This window comes from Candidatus Fokinia solitaria, from assembly GCF_003072485.1.
GTDB lineage: Bacteria > Pseudomonadota > Alphaproteobacteria > Rickettsiales > Midichloriaceae > Fokinia > Fokinia solitaria.
In genome coordinates this window covers 340,020-361,335 of record NZ_CP025989.1, presented here as the reverse complement: position 1 = coordinate 361,335, position 21,316 = coordinate 340,020, and the positions used below count along the sequence as shown (strand labels likewise).

18 protein-coding genes and 1 tRNA gene are annotated in these 21,316 nt (G+C 34.5%); 10 read left to right on the top strand and 9 right to left on the bottom strand.

All coding sequences use genetic code 11. From position 1 onward, the window contains the following. Positions 1-317: 317 nt before the first annotated feature. Entirely contained in the window at positions 318-641 is a 324-nt protein-coding gene (locus Fsol_RS01680; RefSeq protein ID WP_233485221.1) for a hypothetical protein, read from the top strand. A 184-nt stretch (positions 642-825) separates the two neighbouring features. Continuing rightward, on the top strand, positions 826-4,065 hold the full coding sequence (gene ileS, locus Fsol_RS01675) for an isoleucine--tRNA ligase (RefSeq protein WP_108673170.1): 3,240 nt from the start codon (positions 826-828) through the stop codon (positions 4,063-4,065). A gap of 285 nt (positions 4,066-4,350) precedes the next feature. On the opposite strand, the gene nusG is transcribed toward ileS, so the two are convergent. The 4 genes from nusG to Fsol_RS01655 all read right to left on the bottom strand — a co-directional run bounded on the left by nusG (position 4,351) and on the right by Fsol_RS01655 (position 6,342). Beyond that, a complete protein-coding gene (nusG, locus tag Fsol_RS01670) occupies positions 4,351-4,884 on the bottom strand; it encodes a transcription termination/antitermination protein NusG (RefSeq protein ID WP_108673169.1) in 534 nt (177 codons plus the stop codon). Positions 4,885-4,896: 12 nt separating this feature from the next. Further along, positions 4,897-5,085: a preprotein translocase subunit SecE gene (gene secE, locus Fsol_RS03820; RefSeq protein WP_108673168.1), complete on the bottom strand. Its 189-nt coding sequence runs from the start codon at positions 5,083-5,085 to the stop codon at positions 4,897-4,899. A gap of 61 nt (positions 5,086-5,146) precedes the next feature. Further along, positions 5,147-5,806 carry a hypothetical protein gene (locus Fsol_RS01660; RefSeq protein ID WP_108673167.1) on the bottom strand — a complete coding sequence of 220 codons (660 nt, stop codon included), beginning with the start codon at positions 5,804-5,806 and terminating at the stop codon, positions 5,147-5,149. Then, entirely contained in the window at positions 5,782-6,342 is a 561-nt protein-coding gene (locus Fsol_RS01655; protein WP_158521608.1) for a disulfide bond formation protein B, read from the bottom strand. The genes Fsol_RS01660 and Fsol_RS01655 overlap by 25 nt, the downstream gene beginning before the upstream one ends. A gap of 110 nt (positions 6,343-6,452) precedes the next feature. Between Fsol_RS01655 and Fsol_RS01650 the strand changes: the two genes are divergently transcribed. The 4 genes from Fsol_RS01650 to Fsol_RS01635 all read left to right on the top strand — a co-directional run bounded on the left by Fsol_RS01650 (position 6,453) and on the right by Fsol_RS01635 (position 9,928). Continuing rightward, on the top strand, positions 6,453-7,895 hold the full coding sequence (locus tag Fsol_RS01650) for an outer membrane protein assembly factor BamB family protein (protein WP_108673165.1): 1,443 nt from the start codon (positions 6,453-6,455) through the stop codon (positions 7,893-7,895). Between the two features lie 246 nt (positions 7,896-8,141). Next, the gene (gene rpmH, locus Fsol_RS01645; protein ID WP_108673164.1) at positions 8,142-8,282 is read left to right on the top strand and encodes a 50S ribosomal protein L34; all 141 of its coding nucleotides are present in this window, start codon (positions 8,142-8,144) and stop codon (positions 8,280-8,282) included. 11 nt (positions 8,283-8,293) lie between these two features. Then, positions 8,294-9,028 (top strand): ABC transporter ATP-binding protein, encoded by a 735-nt coding sequence (locus Fsol_RS01640; protein ID WP_108673163.1) that lies wholly within the window; start codon positions 8,294-8,296, stop codon positions 9,026-9,028. Between the two features lie 126 nt (positions 9,029-9,154). Continuing rightward, the gene (locus tag Fsol_RS01635) at positions 9,155-9,928 is read left to right on the top strand and encodes a ParA family protein (RefSeq protein WP_108673162.1); all 774 of its coding nucleotides are present in this window, start codon (positions 9,155-9,157) and stop codon (positions 9,926-9,928) included. 169 nt (positions 9,929-10,097) lie between these two features. On the opposite strand, the gene dnaB is transcribed toward Fsol_RS01635, so the two are convergent. Then, entirely contained in the window at positions 10,098-11,510 is a 1,413-nt protein-coding gene (gene dnaB / locus Fsol_RS01630; protein ID WP_108673161.1) for a replicative DNA helicase, read from the bottom strand. After that, positions 11,507-12,730, bottom strand: coding sequence for a dicarboxylate/amino acid:cation symporter (locus tag Fsol_RS01625; RefSeq protein ID WP_108673160.1), 1,224 nt, complete (start codon positions 12,728-12,730; stop codon positions 11,507-11,509). The genes dnaB and Fsol_RS01625 overlap by 4 nt, the downstream gene beginning before the upstream one ends. A gap of 95 nt (positions 12,731-12,825) precedes the next feature. Between Fsol_RS01625 and Fsol_RS01620 the strand changes: the two genes are divergently transcribed. The 4 genes from Fsol_RS01620 to Fsol_RS03735 all read left to right on the top strand — a co-directional run bounded on the left by Fsol_RS01620 (position 12,826) and on the right by Fsol_RS03735 (position 17,471). Next, positions 12,826-14,766 carry a SurA N-terminal domain-containing protein gene (locus Fsol_RS01620; protein ID WP_158521607.1) on the top strand — a complete coding sequence of 647 codons (1,941 nt, stop codon included), beginning with the start codon at positions 12,826-12,828 and terminating at the stop codon, positions 14,764-14,766. A 161-nt stretch (positions 14,767-14,927) separates the two neighbouring features. After that, complete coding sequence (locus tag Fsol_RS01615) at positions 14,928-15,338, top strand: HesB/IscA family protein (RefSeq protein WP_108673158.1); 411 nt, start codon at positions 14,928-14,930, stop codon at positions 15,336-15,338. Between the two features lie 1,156 nt (positions 15,339-16,494). Beyond that, positions 16,495-16,584: transfer RNA gene (locus tag Fsol_RS01605), tRNA-Ser, on the top strand. Between the two features lie 551 nt (positions 16,585-17,135). Then, positions 17,136-17,471, top strand: coding sequence for a hypothetical protein (locus Fsol_RS03735; protein WP_145958106.1), 336 nt, complete (start codon positions 17,136-17,138; stop codon positions 17,469-17,471). Between the two features lie 14 nt (positions 17,472-17,485). On the opposite strand, the gene Fsol_RS01595 is transcribed toward Fsol_RS03735, so the two are convergent. From Fsol_RS01595 to Fsol_RS01585, 3 genes are all read right to left on the bottom strand, one after another. Continuing rightward, a complete protein-coding gene (locus Fsol_RS01595) occupies positions 17,486-19,810 on the bottom strand; it encodes an AAA family ATPase (protein WP_108673155.1) in 2,325 nt (774 codons plus the stop codon). Positions 19,811-19,890: 80 nt separating this feature from the next. After that, on the bottom strand, positions 19,891-20,172 hold the full coding sequence (locus Fsol_RS01590; protein WP_199405097.1) for a KTSC domain-containing protein: 282 nt from the start codon (positions 20,170-20,172) through the stop codon (positions 19,891-19,893). Positions 20,173-20,187: 15 nt separating this feature from the next. Continuing rightward, positions 20,188-21,216, bottom strand: a complete 1,029-nt coding sequence (locus Fsol_RS01585) for a DUF4917 family protein (protein WP_108673154.1) — start codon at positions 21,214-21,216, stop codon at positions 20,188-20,190. Positions 21,217-21,316: the final 100 nt, after the last annotated feature.

The following is a 21,316-nucleotide window of genomic DNA, read 5'->3' as shown; positions in this document are numbered from 1 at the left end:
CCATCTGATGCGGCTCATTGCCTCAAACAATCATAGCGCTCTTCCACTTCCCATTTCTTCCCAAACAACCAAACCCCGTTCCTAGCCCCACCATTAACCCCTCCTCTCCCAACCACCCCTCTCCCCGACTCCTTCCCCCATCTCGGATCACCCTCGCGCCTCAAGGCCTTCTTTCAATCTTCTCCCGAACCTCAGCACATTTCATGTACCAACATCCTCACTTGGCGGCTCATGCGGCTCATTTCATGCATAACCATCCTCATGCGGCTCATGATCTCTACAAAAAAATCGAAGGAAACAGCGATTTCGCTCAATCCATGGAAAAACATGATACTCCACATCACATATTGAAGACTGCTAAAAAATATCATGAAGCAATGTCAGCAATGTGCGAACATATTAAAAATTTCGTGAATAAATGCGGAACAAACGGCGCTCAAGAACACTGTGCTACAGCGCCATATCATCATTTTGTGAATATCGTGCAAGAAATGCTACAGAATGCTCATACAAATGCTACTACAATTGCAGGTTTACATTCTGAAAGTGCAGAACATGTCTTAAAAAAATGGAAAGAAGAATTGGAGAAATTACAACAATACTACTGCAAATTTAACAGTAAACAGTGTCACGGAGAATAATTCTTACGAACACGCGCAATATGTATCACTTGCTGGTTTGAAACAGCAAGCGATACGTAGCTTATTTAAAACTTCTCAGCAAATCATATAACGCATATGATACTGCTTAAAACACACTTTTATTGATGATTTTCAGTCTATACAGTACAATGTCGTTCGCTATAGAATGCGTCTTAAAATATAGATGAGAAAATCCACTTCTAAAAACAATAATATCGATATCGTTCACTTAGATACCGTTACGGCATTTTCGGATTTATCGTTACACAGTAATTTTTCCGAAATTGAAAAACAAATCCAAAAATACTGGCAAGAAAATCAGATAAGTTCTCTTGTGCTAAATAAAGACGGTGATGAAATTGCTTTTCATGATGGTCCTCCATTTGCGAATGGCATGCCTCACTGGGGACACATACTAACATCGTATATTAAAGATTGCTTCGTACGATATCATACAATGCTAGGTAAAAAAGTCATATTTAAGCTCGGTTGGGATTGCCATGGCTTACCAGCAGAACTTGAAGCGGAAAAAGAGTTAAATATCATAGGAAAAGCTCAAATAGAAGATCTCGGTATACAAAAATTCAACGATCATTGTAGTAAAAGCGTTTTGAAATACACCGATGAATGGCTTCAATACTTTTCTAAATCTGCACGATGGCTAAGAAGTAATGAAGAGTACAAGACTATGGATATAAGCTATATGCAAAGTGTTATTTGGTGCTTCAAGAAGCTTTATGCTGATGATCTTATATATAAAGCATCGAGAATAATGCCATACTCTTGGAAGTGCGAAACTCCTATTTCCGACTTCGAAACGCGTTTGGATAATTCATATAGGGAAAAAGAAAGTAAAGCTGTCACGGTACTTTTTGAAGTAGTAGAATCTGATTACTTATTTTCCTTAGTAGGGAAAAATAAAAGAATAGCATTACTCGCTTGGACAACTACTCCATGGACTCTTACATCGAATCTTCTTCTAGCTGTTAATCAAGATATCGTATACGCAATAGTTGAACATGAAAGCACGATCTTCATTATATCAGAAGTATTATTGCCAAAATACGCGGAAGAAGTAGGAAATGACATAATATGCACGGTACTAGGAAAAGATTTGATTGGCATTCAGTATAAGCCTCTATTTCAGTATTTTACTAATGAACAAAATGCTTTCAAAGTTGTACATGGCGATTTCGTTACAATTGAGAATGGCACAGGCATAGTTCATATAGCACCTGGATTCGGCGAAGACGATCATAATCTTGCGAAATTATATAATGTAAATCCTGTATGTCCGATAGATGATGGTTGCAAATTTACGTTTCCAGTAACAGATTACGTAGGACGTCAAGTATTTGATACCGAGATCGATATTATAAAAGCGTTAAAGATTAAAAATGCGTGGTTAAAAACAGAACAATATTTTCACAGCTATCCTCACTGCTGGCGTACAGATACTCCATTGATATACCGCGCTGTACCGTCATGGTACCTTGCCGTTACTCAAATTAAAGAGAAAATGCTAAAATTAAATCAGCATATCAAGTGGCATCCTTCTCATATACAAAATGGTCTTTTTGGTAAATGGCTTGAAAATGCTCGAGATTGGTCAATTTCAAGAACTCGTTACTGGGGCTGCCCTATACCAGTATGGGAAAGTGATGATCCTCGATATCCTCATGTCGAAGTATATGGCTCAATTGAAGAGATTGAAAAAAGTTTTGGAATAAAAGTAACGAACTTACATAGACCATTCATTGACAGTCTTACAAAAATTAATCCATCAGATCCTACGGGAAAATCACGACTTGTAAGAGTTAAAGAAGTCTTTGACTGTTGGTTTGAAAGTGGCGCAATGCCATTTGCTCAATACGGCCATCCTTTTACCGATACAGCGTCTCACTTTACCGCAGAATTCGTAGTCGAGTATGCAGCACAAACTCGAGGATGGTTTTATACAATGCTTGTCTTAGCAACAGCATTGTTTAATACAGTTCCTTTTAAGAACTGCATAGCGCACGGCGTAGTACTAGGTACAGACGGAAAGAAATTATCTAAAAGACTGCAAAATTTCCCTGATCCTCTTAAAACTCTAGAAAAATTAGGTTCCGATGCGGTAAGGCTCTTTATGTTATCTTCACAAGCAATAAAAGGTGAAGATATCGTTATAGATTCTGATGTAACAGGTGCAATTAACATAATCAAAGGTGTAGTAAAGCCACTATGGAGTACGTACAATTTCCTAATGCTCTACCTAAAGATTGATCAAGTAACACCTCGCAATATCGATACTGCTCACTCGCTTCTGAATCGCTATATACTGCAAAAATTGCTAAAAACATGGATAATAATAAAAAATGCTATGGAAAATTACGATACCGCCATATGCATACAGGAAGTAGCATCTTTTTTAGAAGTATTGAATAACTGGTACGTTAGAAGATCTAGGCATATATTTTGGCAAAGCGGATACAATGCACAGAAAGAAGAGGCATTTAACACGTTGTATACTGTCTTATTTACTCTTTGTAAAATACTCGCACCTCTCGCACCTACTTTGTCGGAAGCAATTTATCTAGGACTATCAGAAATTGATGGAAATTATCAAAAAAGCGTACATCTAGAAGAGTATCCTGAATTATCGCAGTTCGAGATATCAGAATCGTTAATAAGTAATATGGAAAGGGTAAGATTAGCGTGTAATAACGCACTGGCTATAAGAAATGAACAAAAAATTAGGATCAGACAACCATTGAAATGCGTTACTTTTATTGGAGTATCAGATTTTGAATTTAGCAATGAGATGAGAGAAATTATACTAGATGAAATTAACGTAAAAGAATGGATTAACGCTGATAAAACGGAAATCGTTCAATATGCTGACTTAGTTTTTAAGCTAAATTTACCAACACTCGGAAAAACAAGACCTCAACATGTGAAACAAATATTATCCGCTTTCAAAAAGAAAGACTTTAGCTATACTAAAAATAGCTTAATTGTTGGAGGAGTGACATTGAATGAAGGCGAATTTCAAAAAGCATTAGAAATTAAAGAAAAATATAAAAATGTAGCAAAAGTGCTATCCGATGGCGTAGTGATATTAGATACATCGCTCTCTCAAGAATTAATTGACGAAGGCATTGCGAGAGATTTAGTCCGCTTTATACAACAATCTAGAAAAGAGGAAAATCTTGAAATCACACAGAAAATAAGAATTAATGTACTACTGCGAGAGAATGTCCAACAAATCAGTGATATAGTGGCTCGTTTTAAAACATATATACTTACTACAACTCTCGCTACCGAAGCTGAAGTTTCTTCGATAATGAGTGATGTTACAAGTAACAAATTTGAAATTGATATATCATCTCTTGATGGAAGAGTAGATGTTATAAACATACAAATTGTCATACATAAGGTTTAATGGAAAATATTCTTTTAATATCGTATTTTACTTAACGTATATTTGATTAGGTGCTTTCTGATACTTTGATGCTTAACAACGGATTGGTATAAACTTATCTTATCTTCATGAAAGCACTTATATTCTTCCATAAACGATGAGTAATTGACAATAGTGTAGTCGGTAATGACATCAGTACTTGTATATGATTCTTTTCTACTACTAAAGATCTAGATTACTCAACTCTCACATACATAACAAAAATGAGATAGATATAATTGCTTTCTCAAAATTTCTACACAGATCTTACTTACCTTTCTTAGCTTGCATAAAGCTTACGGATACTAAATTTTCTCTTCCAAATATTGATAGTGTTACACCAAGTGTAGATTTTTCTTTATCTACAGATTGCACTATCCCTAAAAAGCCCTCAAATGCTCCTTCTACAATACTAACATTATCTCCAATACAAAACTCCGGTATAGCATCAAGCATTTCTCTCTTACTTTGTACTGAATTCAACATCGTTTGTACTTCCTCTTCTGTAATTGGAGATGGCGACGAACCTCCTAAGAAGCCTGAAACATGATTAGTATCTCTGAGAAATTTTATCAATTCATCGGATATCTTAGAAATCTTGAGAAAAACGTATCCAGGAAGTGCTCTTTTCACCATCTCTTTTTTTCTGTTATTCTTTGACACCAACACCTTTTCGATAGGTGAAAGAATATCCAGCACAGAAAATGCCACTTTTTCCTTCTTTTTTTGTAAAGCATCTATGAAGTACTGCTCTTTTCCAGGTATCACGTATACCACATACCACATACTATTTTCATTCATAACTTCTCTGAATTAAACATTTAAAAATGCTTTTATTGCACTATATGATACAAAATCTAGAGTTAATAGGAAAAGCCCCATCATCAAAGCAAAAGCAAAGATTCCAAGAAGTGCGAAAAAAGAATCTCGTGTACTAGGCCAATTTACTTTGAAGCGTTCATTATTTACTTCTCTAAAAAATTTCTGAATCTGTGATATCATTTACTAAAAGCCATACTCGCGTTTCCATGGAAATGGTATTATAAAACGCATCAAGTATCAATCAATTTTTTTCGTTGAAATCTCTCATGAAAATAAGGGTTTTTCTGATATTTTTAACACTTTTATCATACCGCTGCAGTGCAGCATCAGTGAACGACGTAACGGCGATATAATCCTCTCTTGATAAAGCGGCAGAATATATAGCACGTGAATTTAACGATTCACAGTCATAAGACGAAGCATTGTGATATTCCAACGCTAATTTTTCACTTATATGCTGAAAGACGTCAGTCTCTCCTAAGAAATTCATCAATTCAATTTCAAATATTATATGAAGCTTTACCATATACTTAAAAGTAAGATTATCGCTATTGATACATCTATGTATCCATTGAAGGCACATCCATAATGATACGGCTTCAATCTTTTGCACTAGCACTACATCTAGCATTTCAAGAACTATCTGAAAACAGCAAGAATACTTACTGCGTCCAAGAATAGATTTTGAATTTTGAATATAAAATTTACTCAATTTGTTATTCGATGCAGCGCTGTACAACTGCACTTCTATAAGAGAGCCTTTTAACGCTCTATAAAAAGCTGCAGTAGCAGCATTACATACGCCAACTATACGCCCGCCTTTTCTGAGAAAAATATCTAATAGTACAGAATATTCATCAATGTTAGAAGTGCTTATTACAAATCCAATGTCTTCTTGCATCCTTTCCACTTATTAGACAATTCTAGTAGTACTCTTGCAGCACTATATAGAACGAGAAATATAGAGTATATGAGACTTAAAGTAACGAATGATATACCTAGTATCATATTTTTTTCTGCACAACTGACAAAATGACGCCCTTGTATAAATTTCATCCATTCAGCTTCATTTTGAAAATCATATCCACTATCCAAAGAACATTGAAATAACTGATATTTCGTTAAAAAATGAAAAGCTTGTATATTGTTCTCCACTGTGAAATGCACAAAGCTTATTGCTACAATCAGTGCCGCTACTGCTACTTGAATAAAAGATAATAATCCATATGCAACCTTCCACTTTTTAATTTTATTTTCAAAAATAATGCTAAAAATTCCAATACATGCGCCAAGATAATACATCTTACGCACTTTTAGGCATAATGCACAAGGCGCCATATGCAAGAATTGCTCTACACCGATGGCAAGGGCAATCGGTACACTCCAAGCTAAAACGAATATCAATTTACTTTTTAAAATGACGTAAATACGATGCATAAACGCATTTCTTATGATACTTATACTCACAATAACTAGATTTCTACTATTATATGAATAACATTGGCTGGTATTATTTTTGCACACCATCACATTGAGTATACAATATAATGAGAAAAATTAGTATTTTATTGTTATCAATCCTTTCAACAGTAGGATGCGGCCCTATCGAAGATTTGATGGCGGGCTCTAAGAAACCGATTGTAGGAGAAAAAATTTCCGTATTTTCTTCGCATGGTACTATCGATACAAGCAGTACTTGCGATACTTCCGAATATCCTACAGAAGTTCTAACTTATCAATCTGCTATTAATGCAAATGCAAAATTCAGATGGAACAAAGGTTATACTACTAAAAAGTTTCGATGCTTCTCAAATATTGCATATCCAAATAGCGGTAATCCGATCACTACCAATTCTCAGAATGTCGTAGTGATAGACGCACATGGTACAATAATATGCTACTCACCTAATGGAGATGTAATATGGAGTAACGATACTCTTTCGAGAAGCAATAAACAAAAAAGTAATAAGCAAATATTACGAATTGGATATCGTGCATACATAGGTGCATCTATATCGTATAATCAATCCGAAAATGCTGTATATTGCACCGATACATTTGGCAGCTTCATGAAAGTAGATGCTAATAAAGGTACTACTCTCTGGTATTCTTCATATAGTAACCCGCTAATCACTACGCCTCAATTCTTTGACGATTTCGTAATTACATCATCTCTTAATAGTGAACTCGTACTATTTGATAAAAATGATGGAAAAATGCTGTTAGCTATCCCTAAAGTAGAAGGCGTAGTTATAAAGGAGATTTATAACAATAACATCGTTATCACACCAATAACTCAAGATAGTGCATTAATTGCAATACAAACTATCGCAAATGGCGCGATAAAGGTATACAAAATCAATATCGTTCATACAGCACAAGGAAAAAGATTTAATATATCAACTATATACTCACCACTTGTAGAATTTTTCTCTCAAGATTCTGCAATTATCTCTACAAGATATAATGAATATACGCAAAGCATCCTTCAGTATAAAACTGGATATATAATAGCTAAAAAAGACGGCATTATCGAATATTACGACCTTGAACAATCAAAAATACTGTGGAGAAAATTTTATCATCCTACAACATTAATTGCTGGCGCTGGAGATTTAGGGTATTTTATCGATGCAAACAATACGCTACTCGCGATAAAATTATGTAATGGCTTAATTCAATGGAAGTATCAGCTAAAATCCGCAGTAGAGGTACAAGAATCTATCATAACGAAAATAAAAGCTATTTTTAGCACTGATGTAATATATACTCATCCGATAGTCGCGGGAAATAGAGTGGTTCTTAAAAATACTAAGAATTCATGTCTTACATTTGATATGCTAACTGGAAAATTACTCTCTGTAGAGCGCATTCCTTCTTCATTTTATGAAACTCCTACTTTCCAAAATGGCGCAATGTTCTTAAAGAACTCATATCATATACTCGCACTGTATCCGAAAGAGAATGTTTCAGTATCGGCGAAGAAATGATCAGTTATCTCAAACGTAAGATACTCCTCATTCTGCATGATAATGCGATGCTTTAAAAAAATCTTCTTACCATGAATTGAGTACATTTTTCTATCCAAAATGCCGTGCACTTCAAATAAAACTATATTGCTGCGTTTCTACTTCGTTTTAATAACTGAGTAAGTTTTTTGCATCACAGTAATTTAATTGCTTGTGCACCGTTTTTTTTTCATTTACCATGAGCATGTTAAGTATTTTTTTCTCAAAATGGCTACTAAAAGAACTTACCAACCAAGTACTATAGTTAGAAAGAGAAGGCATGGATTTAGAGCAAGAATGGCAACAGTCGGAGGACGTGCGGTGATAAGAAACAGACGTGCGAAGGGACGGCACGTACTTTCTGCTTAATCAGATCTGGCATGAGTCTCTCGATACATGTAAAGAATTTATCGAAAAGCTTCAATAGTTCTACTGTTTTATCTGATATATCTTTCAATCTGAAGGCAGGTACTTCCACCGTTATACTAGGTGCATCAGGTAGCGGAAAGTCTGTTCTTCTGAAGTGCATGAGTGGTCTTCTGATAGCTGATAAAGGCACATCTATAGTAGTAGGAGGACATGAAGTTGGCGCCTCACATATATCAGAGCGCCCTGCTCCGATCTCTAAAATAGGCTTTTCTTTCCAATTAAACGCATCATTTGACTCATTACTCGTGTGGCAGGATATTATGTTCAACGAGTTCATAAATGAAGTCAAAACGGATGAAGAGCTAATAGAAAGTGCCAAAACACTCCTAAAAATGGTCGAACTTTCCCCGGAACTAGCTTTCAGCAACAGTAAACAATCCTCTGGCGGAATGCAGAAAAGAATAGGCATCGCACGCGCAATAGCAACGCAATCTACACTTCTGATGCTAGATGAGCCTACTTCAGGCTTGGATAGAGAGACATCAGAAAAAATCTCTGCATTAATCCACGAACTACATCATAAAATGAAGTACACTGTAGTAAGTGTATCGCATGACATGCACTATACAAAAACAGTCGCAGATAACGTAATAATAATAAAAGATCGTACAATTGGATGGAGTGGTACACTCGATGAGTGCAATAACAGTAATAATGAAGTAGTGGAAAAGTTCTTTCACTCTTGATTTTTATCAGCACTTTTAGCGATTTCACCGCAAATATCATGCTATAAGTTCGCAAGAATGGATTTTTATGTATTTCACCATTACAATCGTTTTGACGTTTCATCATAGACTTGTGCAGTATTGATCATGGCTAAAGTAATAGCCGTTGCAAATCAAAAAGGAGGAGTAGGAAAGACAACAACAGTTGTCAATCTCGCAACAGCACTCTCTGTAATTGGGTATAGAGTATTACTCATAGATAGCGATCCACAAGGTAACTTAAGTACAAGCTTTGGTATAGAAAATGCAAAGAGAGTTTATACTCTATACGAAGTACTATTGAATAAAGTCAGCCCTTCTGTAGTACCTGTTAGTGCTGATATAGATAATATGGAAATTATCACGTCTACTATTCAATTAGCAATAGCGGAAAAGGAGTTGTTAAAAGTAGCAATGCCTGAACTTATTCTAAAGACAGCAATAAAAGAATTGCTGCCACGATACGATTTCATTTTTATAGATTGCCCTCCATCAATTGGTGTTTTGACATTAAATGCCTTTGCGTGTGCAAACAGCGTAATTATACCTCTACAGTGCGAATTTCTTCCAATGGAAGGTTTAGCATACATTTTAAATACTATAAAATTAGTGCAAAACACCATTAACGCACAAATAAAAATAGAAGGTATAGTAGTGACAATGTTTGATAAGAGAAACAACATCTGTCATGAGATAGTACAAGAAGTAAGAAACGAATTAGGAGATACAGTATATCGCACACTAATACCTAGAAATGTAAAACTTTCAGAAGCACCATCTCACGGTAAGCCTGCAATTATATATGATTCTAAGTGTACCGGCTCAATCTCATATATGATGCTTGCAGAAGAGTTTTTAGAGAAGCAGAACACCAATGTATAGCGATACGATTAATGCATTTTTCTATTTTCAGCTTAAATAGCACGATCTTTGCTTTTTTATAAAATTCATTTATTTGAATTGAATTACACCATATATAAAAAAAATTGCACTTTTCTCTATAAGGCAAATTTGAAAAATCATATTAAAAAAATTTGCCGACGTCAGCACGTCAGTCTTTTCTCTCCATATTGAGAAAATTCGTTGTACTTCCTTCAAAAATAGTGGAAAACGTTCCTATAGGTCCATTTCTTTGCTTAGCTATCAGTATTTCTGCAATATTGCCTACCATATTACGTTTATTCACTAATTCTCCTCTCTCTGCAGGGCTAAGTCCGTCATTTTGCTCTATAGCTCTGCTTAGATAGTATGATTCTCTATATATGAAACATACTATATCTGCATCTTGTTCTATATTTCCACTATCACGTAAATCCTGTAACATCGGTCTTCTATCATCTCGCGACTCTACCGCTCTTGATAGCTGTGATAATGCTATTACTGGAATAGACAATTCTTTTGCTATAGCTTTTAATCCCTGAGATATTTCGCCGATTTCTTGCACTCTATTTGTATTACTATTGATATTGGATGCTCTAGCTAGCTGGAGATAATCTACAACTATTAAACCGACGTTATGAGTTCTCTTAATTCTTCGCGCTTTCGCTTTGATCGATGCTATTGTTAGCGCAGCGGTATCATCAATAAGAATCGGTAAAGCATTAATCTCTTGAATTTTCTCATTGATCTGTGGAAGCTCTTTTCTTTTATCGATCATTCCATTGCGTAATCTATGTCCATCTATTCCTGTAGTCATTGATATAAGACGTGCACCAAGTTGCTCTGCAGACATTTCAAGCGAGAAAAAAGCTACGGCTTTATTTATTTTCTCATCATAGTAATGCTTTGCAACATTATATGCTATTTTTAATGCGAAAGCAGTTTTCCCCATAGATGGACGCGCCGCTATAATCATCAAATCTGATGGATGTAACCCTCCTGTGAGATGATCCATATCGTAAAATCCTGTAGTAGTGCCACTAATCGCCCTTCCGCTATCGATAGCAGCATCAAGGTTCTTCATATTCTTTCTCGTTACCTCGCTAAGGTGCTGTAATGTCCTTTGTTCTCCGGAATTAATTGCAACATTAAAAAGTTCACTTTCCATTTTCTCTATACAGACAGAAGCAGTGAGTTTCAACTCATCATCATAACAATTACTGATCGATCTCTCGCTGAGTTTTATCAATTCTCTTTTGAGATATAACTCGCGAAGTGCAAAGCATAGCTTCTCTATGCCACTGAATGGAGAGGCTAATTCTATCAATTCTTTTACATATTGTGAGACATCGATATCAGTAAATTCTCTACTAATATATCCTTTAACGGTAGAAAGTGACGCAGGTAATCCTCTACTGTATAGCTGCATCATAATCTCATATATCCTACTGTGAATCGGTATATAGAAATATCGCGCCGATATAAGTTCAGATACGGTATCTATTTCATCGTTATTAATAAAAAGTTTCGCCAATACTTCCATTTCTAACTCCACACTATGTGGAATCTCAGTTGATTTTTTCATATTTTTTCACTCTTATTGCACTCAAATAGATCCAATTCACCTTCAATCTTCGCCATTATCAACGTAAGTACGATATCTCCGGTGATATTAATTACAGTTCTACACATATCAAGTACTCTATCAAATCCTATAAGAAGCGGTATTACACTTGCTGAAATACCTACAGATGATAATACTAAACTCATCATTACAATAGTGCCGCTTGGTATACCAGCGCCACCTATAGCACCAAGAGTAGAGGTGAGAACTATTATACAATAATCCATCGTAGAGATTGTCATACCAAGCGCTTGCGCAAAGAATAAAGCGCTAATACTCAAACTAATTGAAATCGCTGACATATTTACCGATGTACTTAGTGGTAATATGAAATTCGCAATCTTACTCGAAACTCCTAATTTATGCTGTAGCAAGTCTATCGCTTTCACTATACAAGCTTTAGATGATGAAGTAGAAAATGCTAACATTTGCGTTTCAAACAGTTTGCGTTGAAGACGAAACGGCTTAATCTTAATCAATCGCGCAGCTAATAGAAAGACAACATATTGGACGCATAATCCTACTAAGATCACTCCTGACAGCTTTCCAAGGCCATGCAGTACATCATATCCATGCTTTGCCGTCATACATAAAATGATCGCGAATACTCCATATGGTGCAAAATTCATCACAATTTCCATCACTTTAAAAAGAATCTGTGATGTAACAATCACGAATTTTTTCGCTTCATCTCTATGAGGGGTAAGTAAGATACCAATTCCAATAATAAATGCAAAAACTACAACCTGTAGCGTATTTCCTGCACACATTGCTTCAAACGGATTAGACGGTATAATATTTCCTATAAAGTGCCCTAACTCATTTTGCGATGTATTGCCTTCTTCACTCAACTGAATACTCACTCCACTTCCTGGCTGCATCACAATACCGAGACTCAATCCTATTCCAGAAGATATAATCGCACTCACAACACATACTGCTATGGCTTTTAGCCCTACTTTCTTAAATTGCTGTATATCAGATGTATTAACAATACCAAATAGCACAGCGAAGAATACTACTGGTATGATCATCATCTTTAAAGCATTGGTGTAAAGAGTCGAAAGTACCTCCATACAATTCAATATCAATACACCGTATTCACAATGATAGTAACGAAGAAATACCCCGCATAGTATTCCTCCAAGCATACCGATAATCGATTTTTTCCAAAGTTGCATACAGATACAATACCAAAGTTCACTTAAGACTAAGCTAGACGAAATCAGATTGAGAATATAAAACTAATACCATGCATAACGGTAACAGTAAAACAATGTTTAAGCGTATATCCAATAAATCGATATTACAAATCTTTCTTTTACTTGGAGTAATCTCAATGTGTGCAGGAGATCTAATAATCAGTCACTTAAAAAGTAGTAAAAGTACCACTATAAAAGTAGGCAACGCTGTAATTACTGAGCAAGATATCAAAATTGCAATGCATAAACTTGCAGATAAAATGCTTGGATATCCTGCGGAAACTATTAGAGTAATGACTATAAAAACACTGATAGAGGAAACGATGCTTTCCGAAGAAGCAAATCAAATTGGACTTGTAGTGTCGGATAAAATGCTAAAAAAAGAGCTTAGCAAGATTAAAGATTTCACCGAAGAGGGTAAATTTAACGTACTAAAATACAAAGAAACTTTAAAGCAGTACAATATTCCCGAAGAAAAATTCATTGATAAAATGAAGAACGAAATATTGAAAAAGCAGCTTTTACGTTTCTTTGAATATACGATAGTGCCACAGGAAACTGTTGATATGTTGACACCTGCATTAGTAAATACAAAAACGATACAGTTATACAAATATAAGATTCCAGAAATTCAGATAACAGAAGAAGAGATAGCGAAATTCATCAATGAGATGAAAGTTGATACCAATATACCAGAAAGGAGAAAAGTAGAGTATATTTTGATAGAATCGTCCGAGATACCTACTGATAAAATAACACATGCGGAAATAGAGGAGTTTTATAATCAGAATAAAGAGATGTTTTTCGTCGCGGAAAAAAGAGATATCGCGCAGATAGTTTTTAAAGATTACGATAGCGCTCTCAAAGCATATGATGATATACGTCTCAAGCCTGCAATATCTATCGCTGAATTAAAGAAGAAATATACTGCATCTCTATTACTTGATGCAGCGCCTCTACTTGAAAAGGTCAATAAAGAGACATTTGAACAATATCAAATATTAAATGAAAAGCTTTTTTCTTCTAGCGTTAATGAGTATATAGGACCATTCTCCACGCCTATAGGATGGCATATTTTCCTTATTCAAAAAATATATCAAGCTCAATATGAAGATATTAATTCTCCTGCCGTTATTACAAAAGCAGCTGAGGCAATACGCAAAAATAAACAATTGATAGCAATTGACAAAATATCTGAAGAATTAGAAAATTCGCAGCTTTCAGATCTAACATCCATTTCTAAAAGATATAATAAGCAAATCAAATTTGACGTTTTAACGCAAAAAACACCAAATAAAATCGTAGAAGAGGTGTTGCTGTCAGAAATTCAAAACTTTAATGCTGTAAAAACATATCAATTAGTCACAGATCAAGAAGTTGCAGATGCTGCATTTCAGCTGAAAAACAATAAAGCTGTCGATATTATAGAAATCGTTAATGACGATGCGCATAAAACAATATATGTTATTCGAGTCTCCGATATCATGCGCGCAAAACGCCTTTCATTTGAGGAAATTAAGAAGATTGCAGATAAGATAATACGAAAATATAAAAGACTCGCATTCGGCATTGAAAAAATTTCTCCCTTCCATGCTTGTATACAAGGAAATATCTCAAATCTGTACTATCAGAAACGACTAAACAGCAGTAGTGCTACAATACAAGAAATTCACTCAAAGTGTCTTCAGCAAAGTGATATCAAGAGTAGCATTACAAAGCAGAAAATTATAATAGATAAATTAGATAATCAAACTAACATCGATAATACAATAGTTGAAAGTTTACAGCATTTATCCGTACCTGAACCTGTCACAAAATTGGTCTTATGTGCAGAAAATGAAATATGCTTTGCAAGCTTAGAGAGTATACGATATCCCTCGATACAATCATACAATTTGATTCAAACAAGTGAATTTTATAGCAAAGTAAAACATATGTACGATTCAATCATATACTATGAGTATTTAGCGCATTTACGTCAGAAGTACGGTATAAAGAACTATACAACATATTGAAGTACTCAATAAAATAGCGATGAAATGCACTTCCATTATGTACATCCCTCTTCTACAATATTTGATAAACGCGCGTTCAAAATATCTTATGCACACGAGATACTACTTGTTTCAGTTTTGTTATCTGATATCATGTCCGCATCGTACTTTTAGAGTGTAATATGAAAACTTCTTGCTGCTCTCAAAATGTCACTTCTAATTCTGAAGTAGCGAAAAATGACAATTTACCATCAAGCACAAGGAAATCTATCATCAATATCACAGATAGCGCAGCTGGTAGAGTGCGCTCCTTACTATCTAACAAGCAGGATGCCATAGGTCTCGCAATAGGAGTAAAAAAAGGAGGCTGTACAGGTCTTTCATATACTTTCGATTATGTATATTCTGACTCATCCACTACATATGAAGTTGTCGAATTCGGAGATATCAAGCTATTAATAGACAAAAAAGCAATACTGTATATTATAGGCACAACTCTCGATTATAAGGATGAAAAAATCAGAAGCGGTTTTGTGTTTCTTAATCCAAATGCAAAGGCTAAATGCGGATGTGGCGAGTCTTTTGCTGTATGATAGCTCACACATAAAAAGTTAATCGCTCTTATAGTGGTTTTGGTACTTTCTTGAAAGATGAAGAAATAGTGTCAATAGTGCAAATTACGGTATTAAAATAGAGTAGCAAAAGAAGTTGATGAGTTTCACACAAAGATACTGAGAAGGATAAAAATTGCTCAATAAATGGCTCTAGCTGAAGAGATTAGGCTTTTCGAGAGTACAATTAACTCAAATGCTGAAATACTGAGAAAAGTTGTTGAGGATAGTAAAAAGTAAGAAGCTAATCAAAAAAAGAGAAACTTTAACGGTATTATATACAATAACTTGGCATTTCTTGGTGAGATTTTGACATTGCTGCCGGCTGAATATCGTCGTAGTCTTGGCTATGAAGTACGAGGATTTGCATTCATTGCAAACTATCCTTTCATTCGCTTTGAAAAATATAGTCAGAAGAAAGATCAGTGCTAGTATCTCGTTTGCATACTTCTCTAATGAAGAAACTACCTTCTGCTGCATCTACCTCTTTGCTTCGAGAAAAAGAAAGATTATAGCATATAAGTAAGAAAGAAGATTACGATGTGTAAGTATTTCGATCTTCTGCATCTACCTCTTTGCTTCGAGAAAAAGAAAGATTGTAGCATATAAGTAAGAAAGAAGATTACGATGTGTAAGTATTTCGATCTTCTGCATCTACCTCTTTGCTTCGAGAAAAAAGAAAGATTATGGCATATAAGTAAGAAAGAAGATTACGATGTGTAAGTATTTCGATCTTCTGCATCTACCTCTTTGCTTCGAGAAAAAGAAAGATTATAGCATATAAGTAAGAAAGAAGATTACGATGTGTAAGTATTTCGATATATAAGAAAGAAGAAAGATCGCGATGTATAAGAAAGAAAAAGATATAAATACCGCACAAATGCCGCACAAATATCTTCCGCATAAGCGGCACTATACTGCTCTGTATCGACGAAGAATGACACCATCTTACATAAAGCGAAGAATTACACTGTGACGCATCAGCGCTTTGTACTGCAAATACAATGTGCGACAAAATGATAATTTCAACAGAAAAAGTAATAAAAAGTGGTGACGTGTAACTCGCCTCTTCTCGATACGCTTTTCAGCATTAAAGTTATTGCTTTTTCGTCGCTCATCGCCGATTATATGGTGTGACGGAGAAATGGCCGAGTGGTCGAAGGCGCTTTCCTGCTAAGAAAGTATACGGGTGACCGTATCGAGGGTTCGAATCCCTCTTTCTCCGCCAGCATACGATCTCTCTCGTCTTTTGCGTCGTGAATGTTCTTTGAGACGCTAATTTTTACTCTATCGTAACATCAATCTAATACTCTGCCTATCTTTAAGAGTATCATTTCATTGTCTAAAGTCTTCTCCTTAATTTCGGAGATGCGCATACTTCACGTGAAGATATATATTATAGATTTTTTCTATGATGAATATTTTATAGATTTGTATAAAAAACAGAAAGTTAAAGTATAGAGTACGAATTTTTAATAAAAAGAGTATCTTAGACGCTATTGAATACTTTTCGAATTGTCATTATACATGATCATATTTGATAAAAAAGCACGACTGTAAGATTTTATGAAAATATCTGAACTCAAAGAGCATTCAAGTACGTTTTTCTGGGACTTTAATAGAAAAAATAATGTCAATCATAACTTGCAAATAGTAACTTCGATGATAAATGAGAAGAAACCCTTATATTATAAGCCAATCTTCTTGATTATAAGTAGCATTATTGAATGTTGTTTATATGATTTTTTATGTAGGGTTGCAAAGCACCGACACGAATTCATGAATATTACTCTTGAGCCAAAAGCACTCAGCAAAATACGCGATATCAGTCTTCCAAATAAATTAAAAAATTTCAGTGATATCTGTAAAAAGTATGACTTGTTAAGCATACCTGAAGTACACGAGCGCATCTATAAAGTTGCTGAAATTCGTAATAGAATTCACATTCAAAATCAGGAAAAGAGCGCACCACCATACGAACGAGCACTTTGGACAAAAGATCTCGTTCAAATGTGCGAAAATCTATTAAAGGATATTTATATTTTTATGTGCGAACATCATAGGAGACCGGAGCATATTATAGCTCTCAGTAAAAGACTAGATGATACTTTTTAAAAAGGCAATTTCTTTCAAAATGTTGTAGCAGGTGTACTCGAAATTGATTTATACAATTCGCGTACATCCTTATACAACTTTTTTAAATGTTGTTCAGACATATCAAGAATTGGCTCATACATAAAAGAGTTTAAATGTATGTTTTCTGGCGTCATAATTACAACCCTTTCAAGGAATGGAGTCGCTTCATCTTTTTCATACTTTTTCTTAAAACGATTAAACGTCTGTCCTATCTTATCTTTCAGTGATATGTCACGAGATTCCATATAATATTCTGCCATCAATCTTGCAGCAATTGAGAGTATAATTTTATTTTCAAGATTTAAAGCGCTATCATTTTCTCTCTCGCTAATATCATCAGCAGCAGCACACAATGCGTCAAATATACAAATATCTTTATCTTCTTTGGTTAAAGCTATATCGAACAGATCTTTATATATATCATTTAAATCGCAAAATTTAAGATTTTTTGTCTCAGACTTCACATGTAGTAGAGCAGTTAAAGTGCGGCAATATTCTTCTTTTTTATCGGTTGAAGTGTCGTTACGTTCCTCTTTTTTATCGATTGAAGCGCTATTACAATCTTTCTTTTCACCAGTTGAAGTGCCGTTACGTTCCTCTTTTTTATCGGTTGAAGCGCTGTTACGTTCTTTCTCTGCGCTGATATAATGCAGCAATTCTCGCATGAATGGTATCATTGCTATTAGAATTTTATGTCTCTCACGCTCACCTATTTCCCCTTTTAACTGCGTTTTCCAGTAAGAAAAAGGACTGACAATATATCTGTGACCAGCTTCAAAAAGTGAAATGCTATCATCATTCTTTTGCGCTATAAAAGAGTGCGTTCTTTTATTCTCATCTGTTAAAATTCTTTCTTGAGCTGTTCTAAAAAAATCAAAATTATGCGTTAAAATGATTTGATAGAAATTATTCTCTTCTGTATGTAATTCTTTTAAGTATTCTATAATGGCATACTTATTTTGATAATCAAAAGAATCAGCAATATCATCGATGATGAATAACGTTCTTGTATTACTCTGCTTTCTATTTTCTATTTCAAAAATTATTTGCAATAAATACAACGCTCTTTTTTCACCTTGACTTAAAGTACTCGCACCTTCAAGTGTATCTCTATTAAGTTCCTTAGACAGTCCGTTTTTATCTTTAAATATAAATGCAATATGCGGCTTCTCTCTTCCTAAGATTGCGCTCTTTTTATTTTTGATCTCTAATTCAAATGGCACCTTAAATCTTTCTCGAAAAATATCCACAACCTTACTCCATGTTGTTAGTTGCTTTGAAGCAGCATCCTCAATATGTGTTAAGTTCTCTCTATTTTGCTGATACTCTTCCACTAATTTTCTGAATTTTTCCTCGTCCTTTTTGAAATATGATTTCCAAAGCTTCTCTCTAAAAGAAGATAAATCAGATAATTCATTAATTATCTCAGGCGTTTCTTCCAATAAATCTTGGAAGTCTTTTACATCTTGTCCTTCTGTAATCAGATTTTGTATTCTTTTTAACTCTGAGTCCTGTAAAATTGCTTTTTTCGCTTCATCGAGCACTTTCTGCAGCTCTACTTTATCTAGCAGAATTTTTTTACCCTTTAATTTTACTTTATGCCCTGAAGCAAAGAATTTTTGTTTTTCAAGTGTTTTAAGTACACTATCTGCTTTCGATGGATTAAACTTTGTTCTATCAAAGTATGGTGACTTGTCTAATAGCTCATTGTATTGCTTTGTGTAACGTTCTATATTATCAGTAACATCTTTATTTTTTAATAATTCCTCAACTTTTTGATTGAAAATGAGAGAATATTTAACATCAACGTAGTTGCAGTCGCTGTCAGTAATTTCGTCAATCTTAATGCCCTCTAAGAACTTAAGAAAATTACCGCTATCATCTTTAAAATCAGATAGTATCGTTTTTTCTAATCTACTCTTTTCTATGCCTGAAGATTTATTTAGAGCAACCATTAGTGACGTCTGATTTTTTGCAATGCTCTGCCATATTTCCTCGTATTCTTTTTGTCGTTTTTCATCAACAAGTAATTTTGATATATTCTCAGATTCATATTTCTCTCTATAAGTTTTAATAACAAAGATATCGCTACTTTTAATATCATTGTCATTTAATTTAATATTAAATTCGGATTCTAAGCCATATATCTCTTCTGAAGGCCTTTTTTCTTCTTGTAATTGCAAAAATGTTCTAGCAAAAGAAGTCTTCATAACTGCGTTGGAGGCGTATATGACAACTGTTCTGCACTGTGAAAAGTCAAATTTTTTCTCCAAATTTTGTATGCCATAACAATGCTTTAGCGTAACATCGAGCTTCATGTACTATTTTATTTAATAAATATTCAGTATAGACTTAAATTAATAAAAACTCTTTCAACTTTTATATTACCTTTGCCTTCTTACTCTACATAGAATTTTTTTCCATCATGATCCTTGAAACTCTTCTCTCTTAATTTGCTATATCGATACTGAGGATTTGTTCTAATATGCGCACAAAAATACTTGCCAATGGAGTTATTATCAGGATCACCTTTCATTAATTGCGTATAAGTATCATAAGGTACATTGGTATAACGATAAGCATCGCCTTTGTGAAAGATAATTATCAAAAGCTCATTCTTATGATCATATCCAATCTCTTTTAGATTGCTCGATCTTACCGGTATCATCTCTATCTTCATAATCACGCATTTACATTATTTTTTACCCCAAACGTTAGCACTTTTCGCAGAGAAGAAGTAAAATTCCGGCTCTTTTTGCTGATTATTCTCCTCTTTCATCTGCTCTTGCTTTGCTTTCCTTACTTCCTTGATTTTACGTATCGCTCCATCATAACCTTCCGCTGTAGCAGTACCGAATAAGCTGATAAAAATTTTATCTACATTACTCTGACCAATTGCCTCTAGAATATGATCATCGTTCGGGCTTAAAGAGCATCCGTATATGAATAGTGAGCCGGAAAGATTCCTTAAATTTTCATATGATGTTCTTAGATAATCGTTTTTATAAATCGCATTCCTTTTACCCTCTGCAGAACCATCTATAACACATATCGGAAAATTTCCATCTTCTATCTGCCGCGCAATCTGCATAAGTAAATAGTCTGGAGTGTCATTTGAACGTCTTATTTTATATGTACCGACTTTATCGTGAAACAAATGCAGCGCTCCATGTAAAAATCTCATGTTGCACCCGCACCAATAAGCAAAGTAAAGCCGTTCCTCCCCTTTACCAACAAAACCATCTTTAAACTTTTGAAAAGGCATTGCCCAATATGACAGTAAATCAAAATTTAAAGTATATATGCTATCGAAATTAGCAAGAAATCTTTCACAATCTAACTTCAATTGCCTTGATCTCTTATCATAATTTTGAGGATGAAGTTTCAATATAGCAGTAACTAAAGCGCTCTTAAATTCATCTTTTATCTTCTTCAATTCTTCACAGATTGGATCATCCTTCTTATCCTTTTCTTGAGGTTTAATAATCGTTATGACATCAATACATCTATCAAGGATTCTCATGATCTCCTCGATATTAGTAGTATTTAATTTCTTAGTAATTTCTAATAATTTCTCATTTTTATTAATACATTCACAGATTTTATCATATGAAAATATTTCTGCATCATACTCAATGCTAAAGCCATTTCCTAACAATAGATGTTTTTTGTCACCAGCCATTGTTATAGCCTCATCAAATGTCTTTATTTCTCCATCAGTCATTTCCACTTTTATTCAATCCGTTGCCAAAATCACTACTCGACAATACCTTGCATACAGTTTAAACGCAACTGCTTTTGTATCAATTCTGTAAAAAAATCGA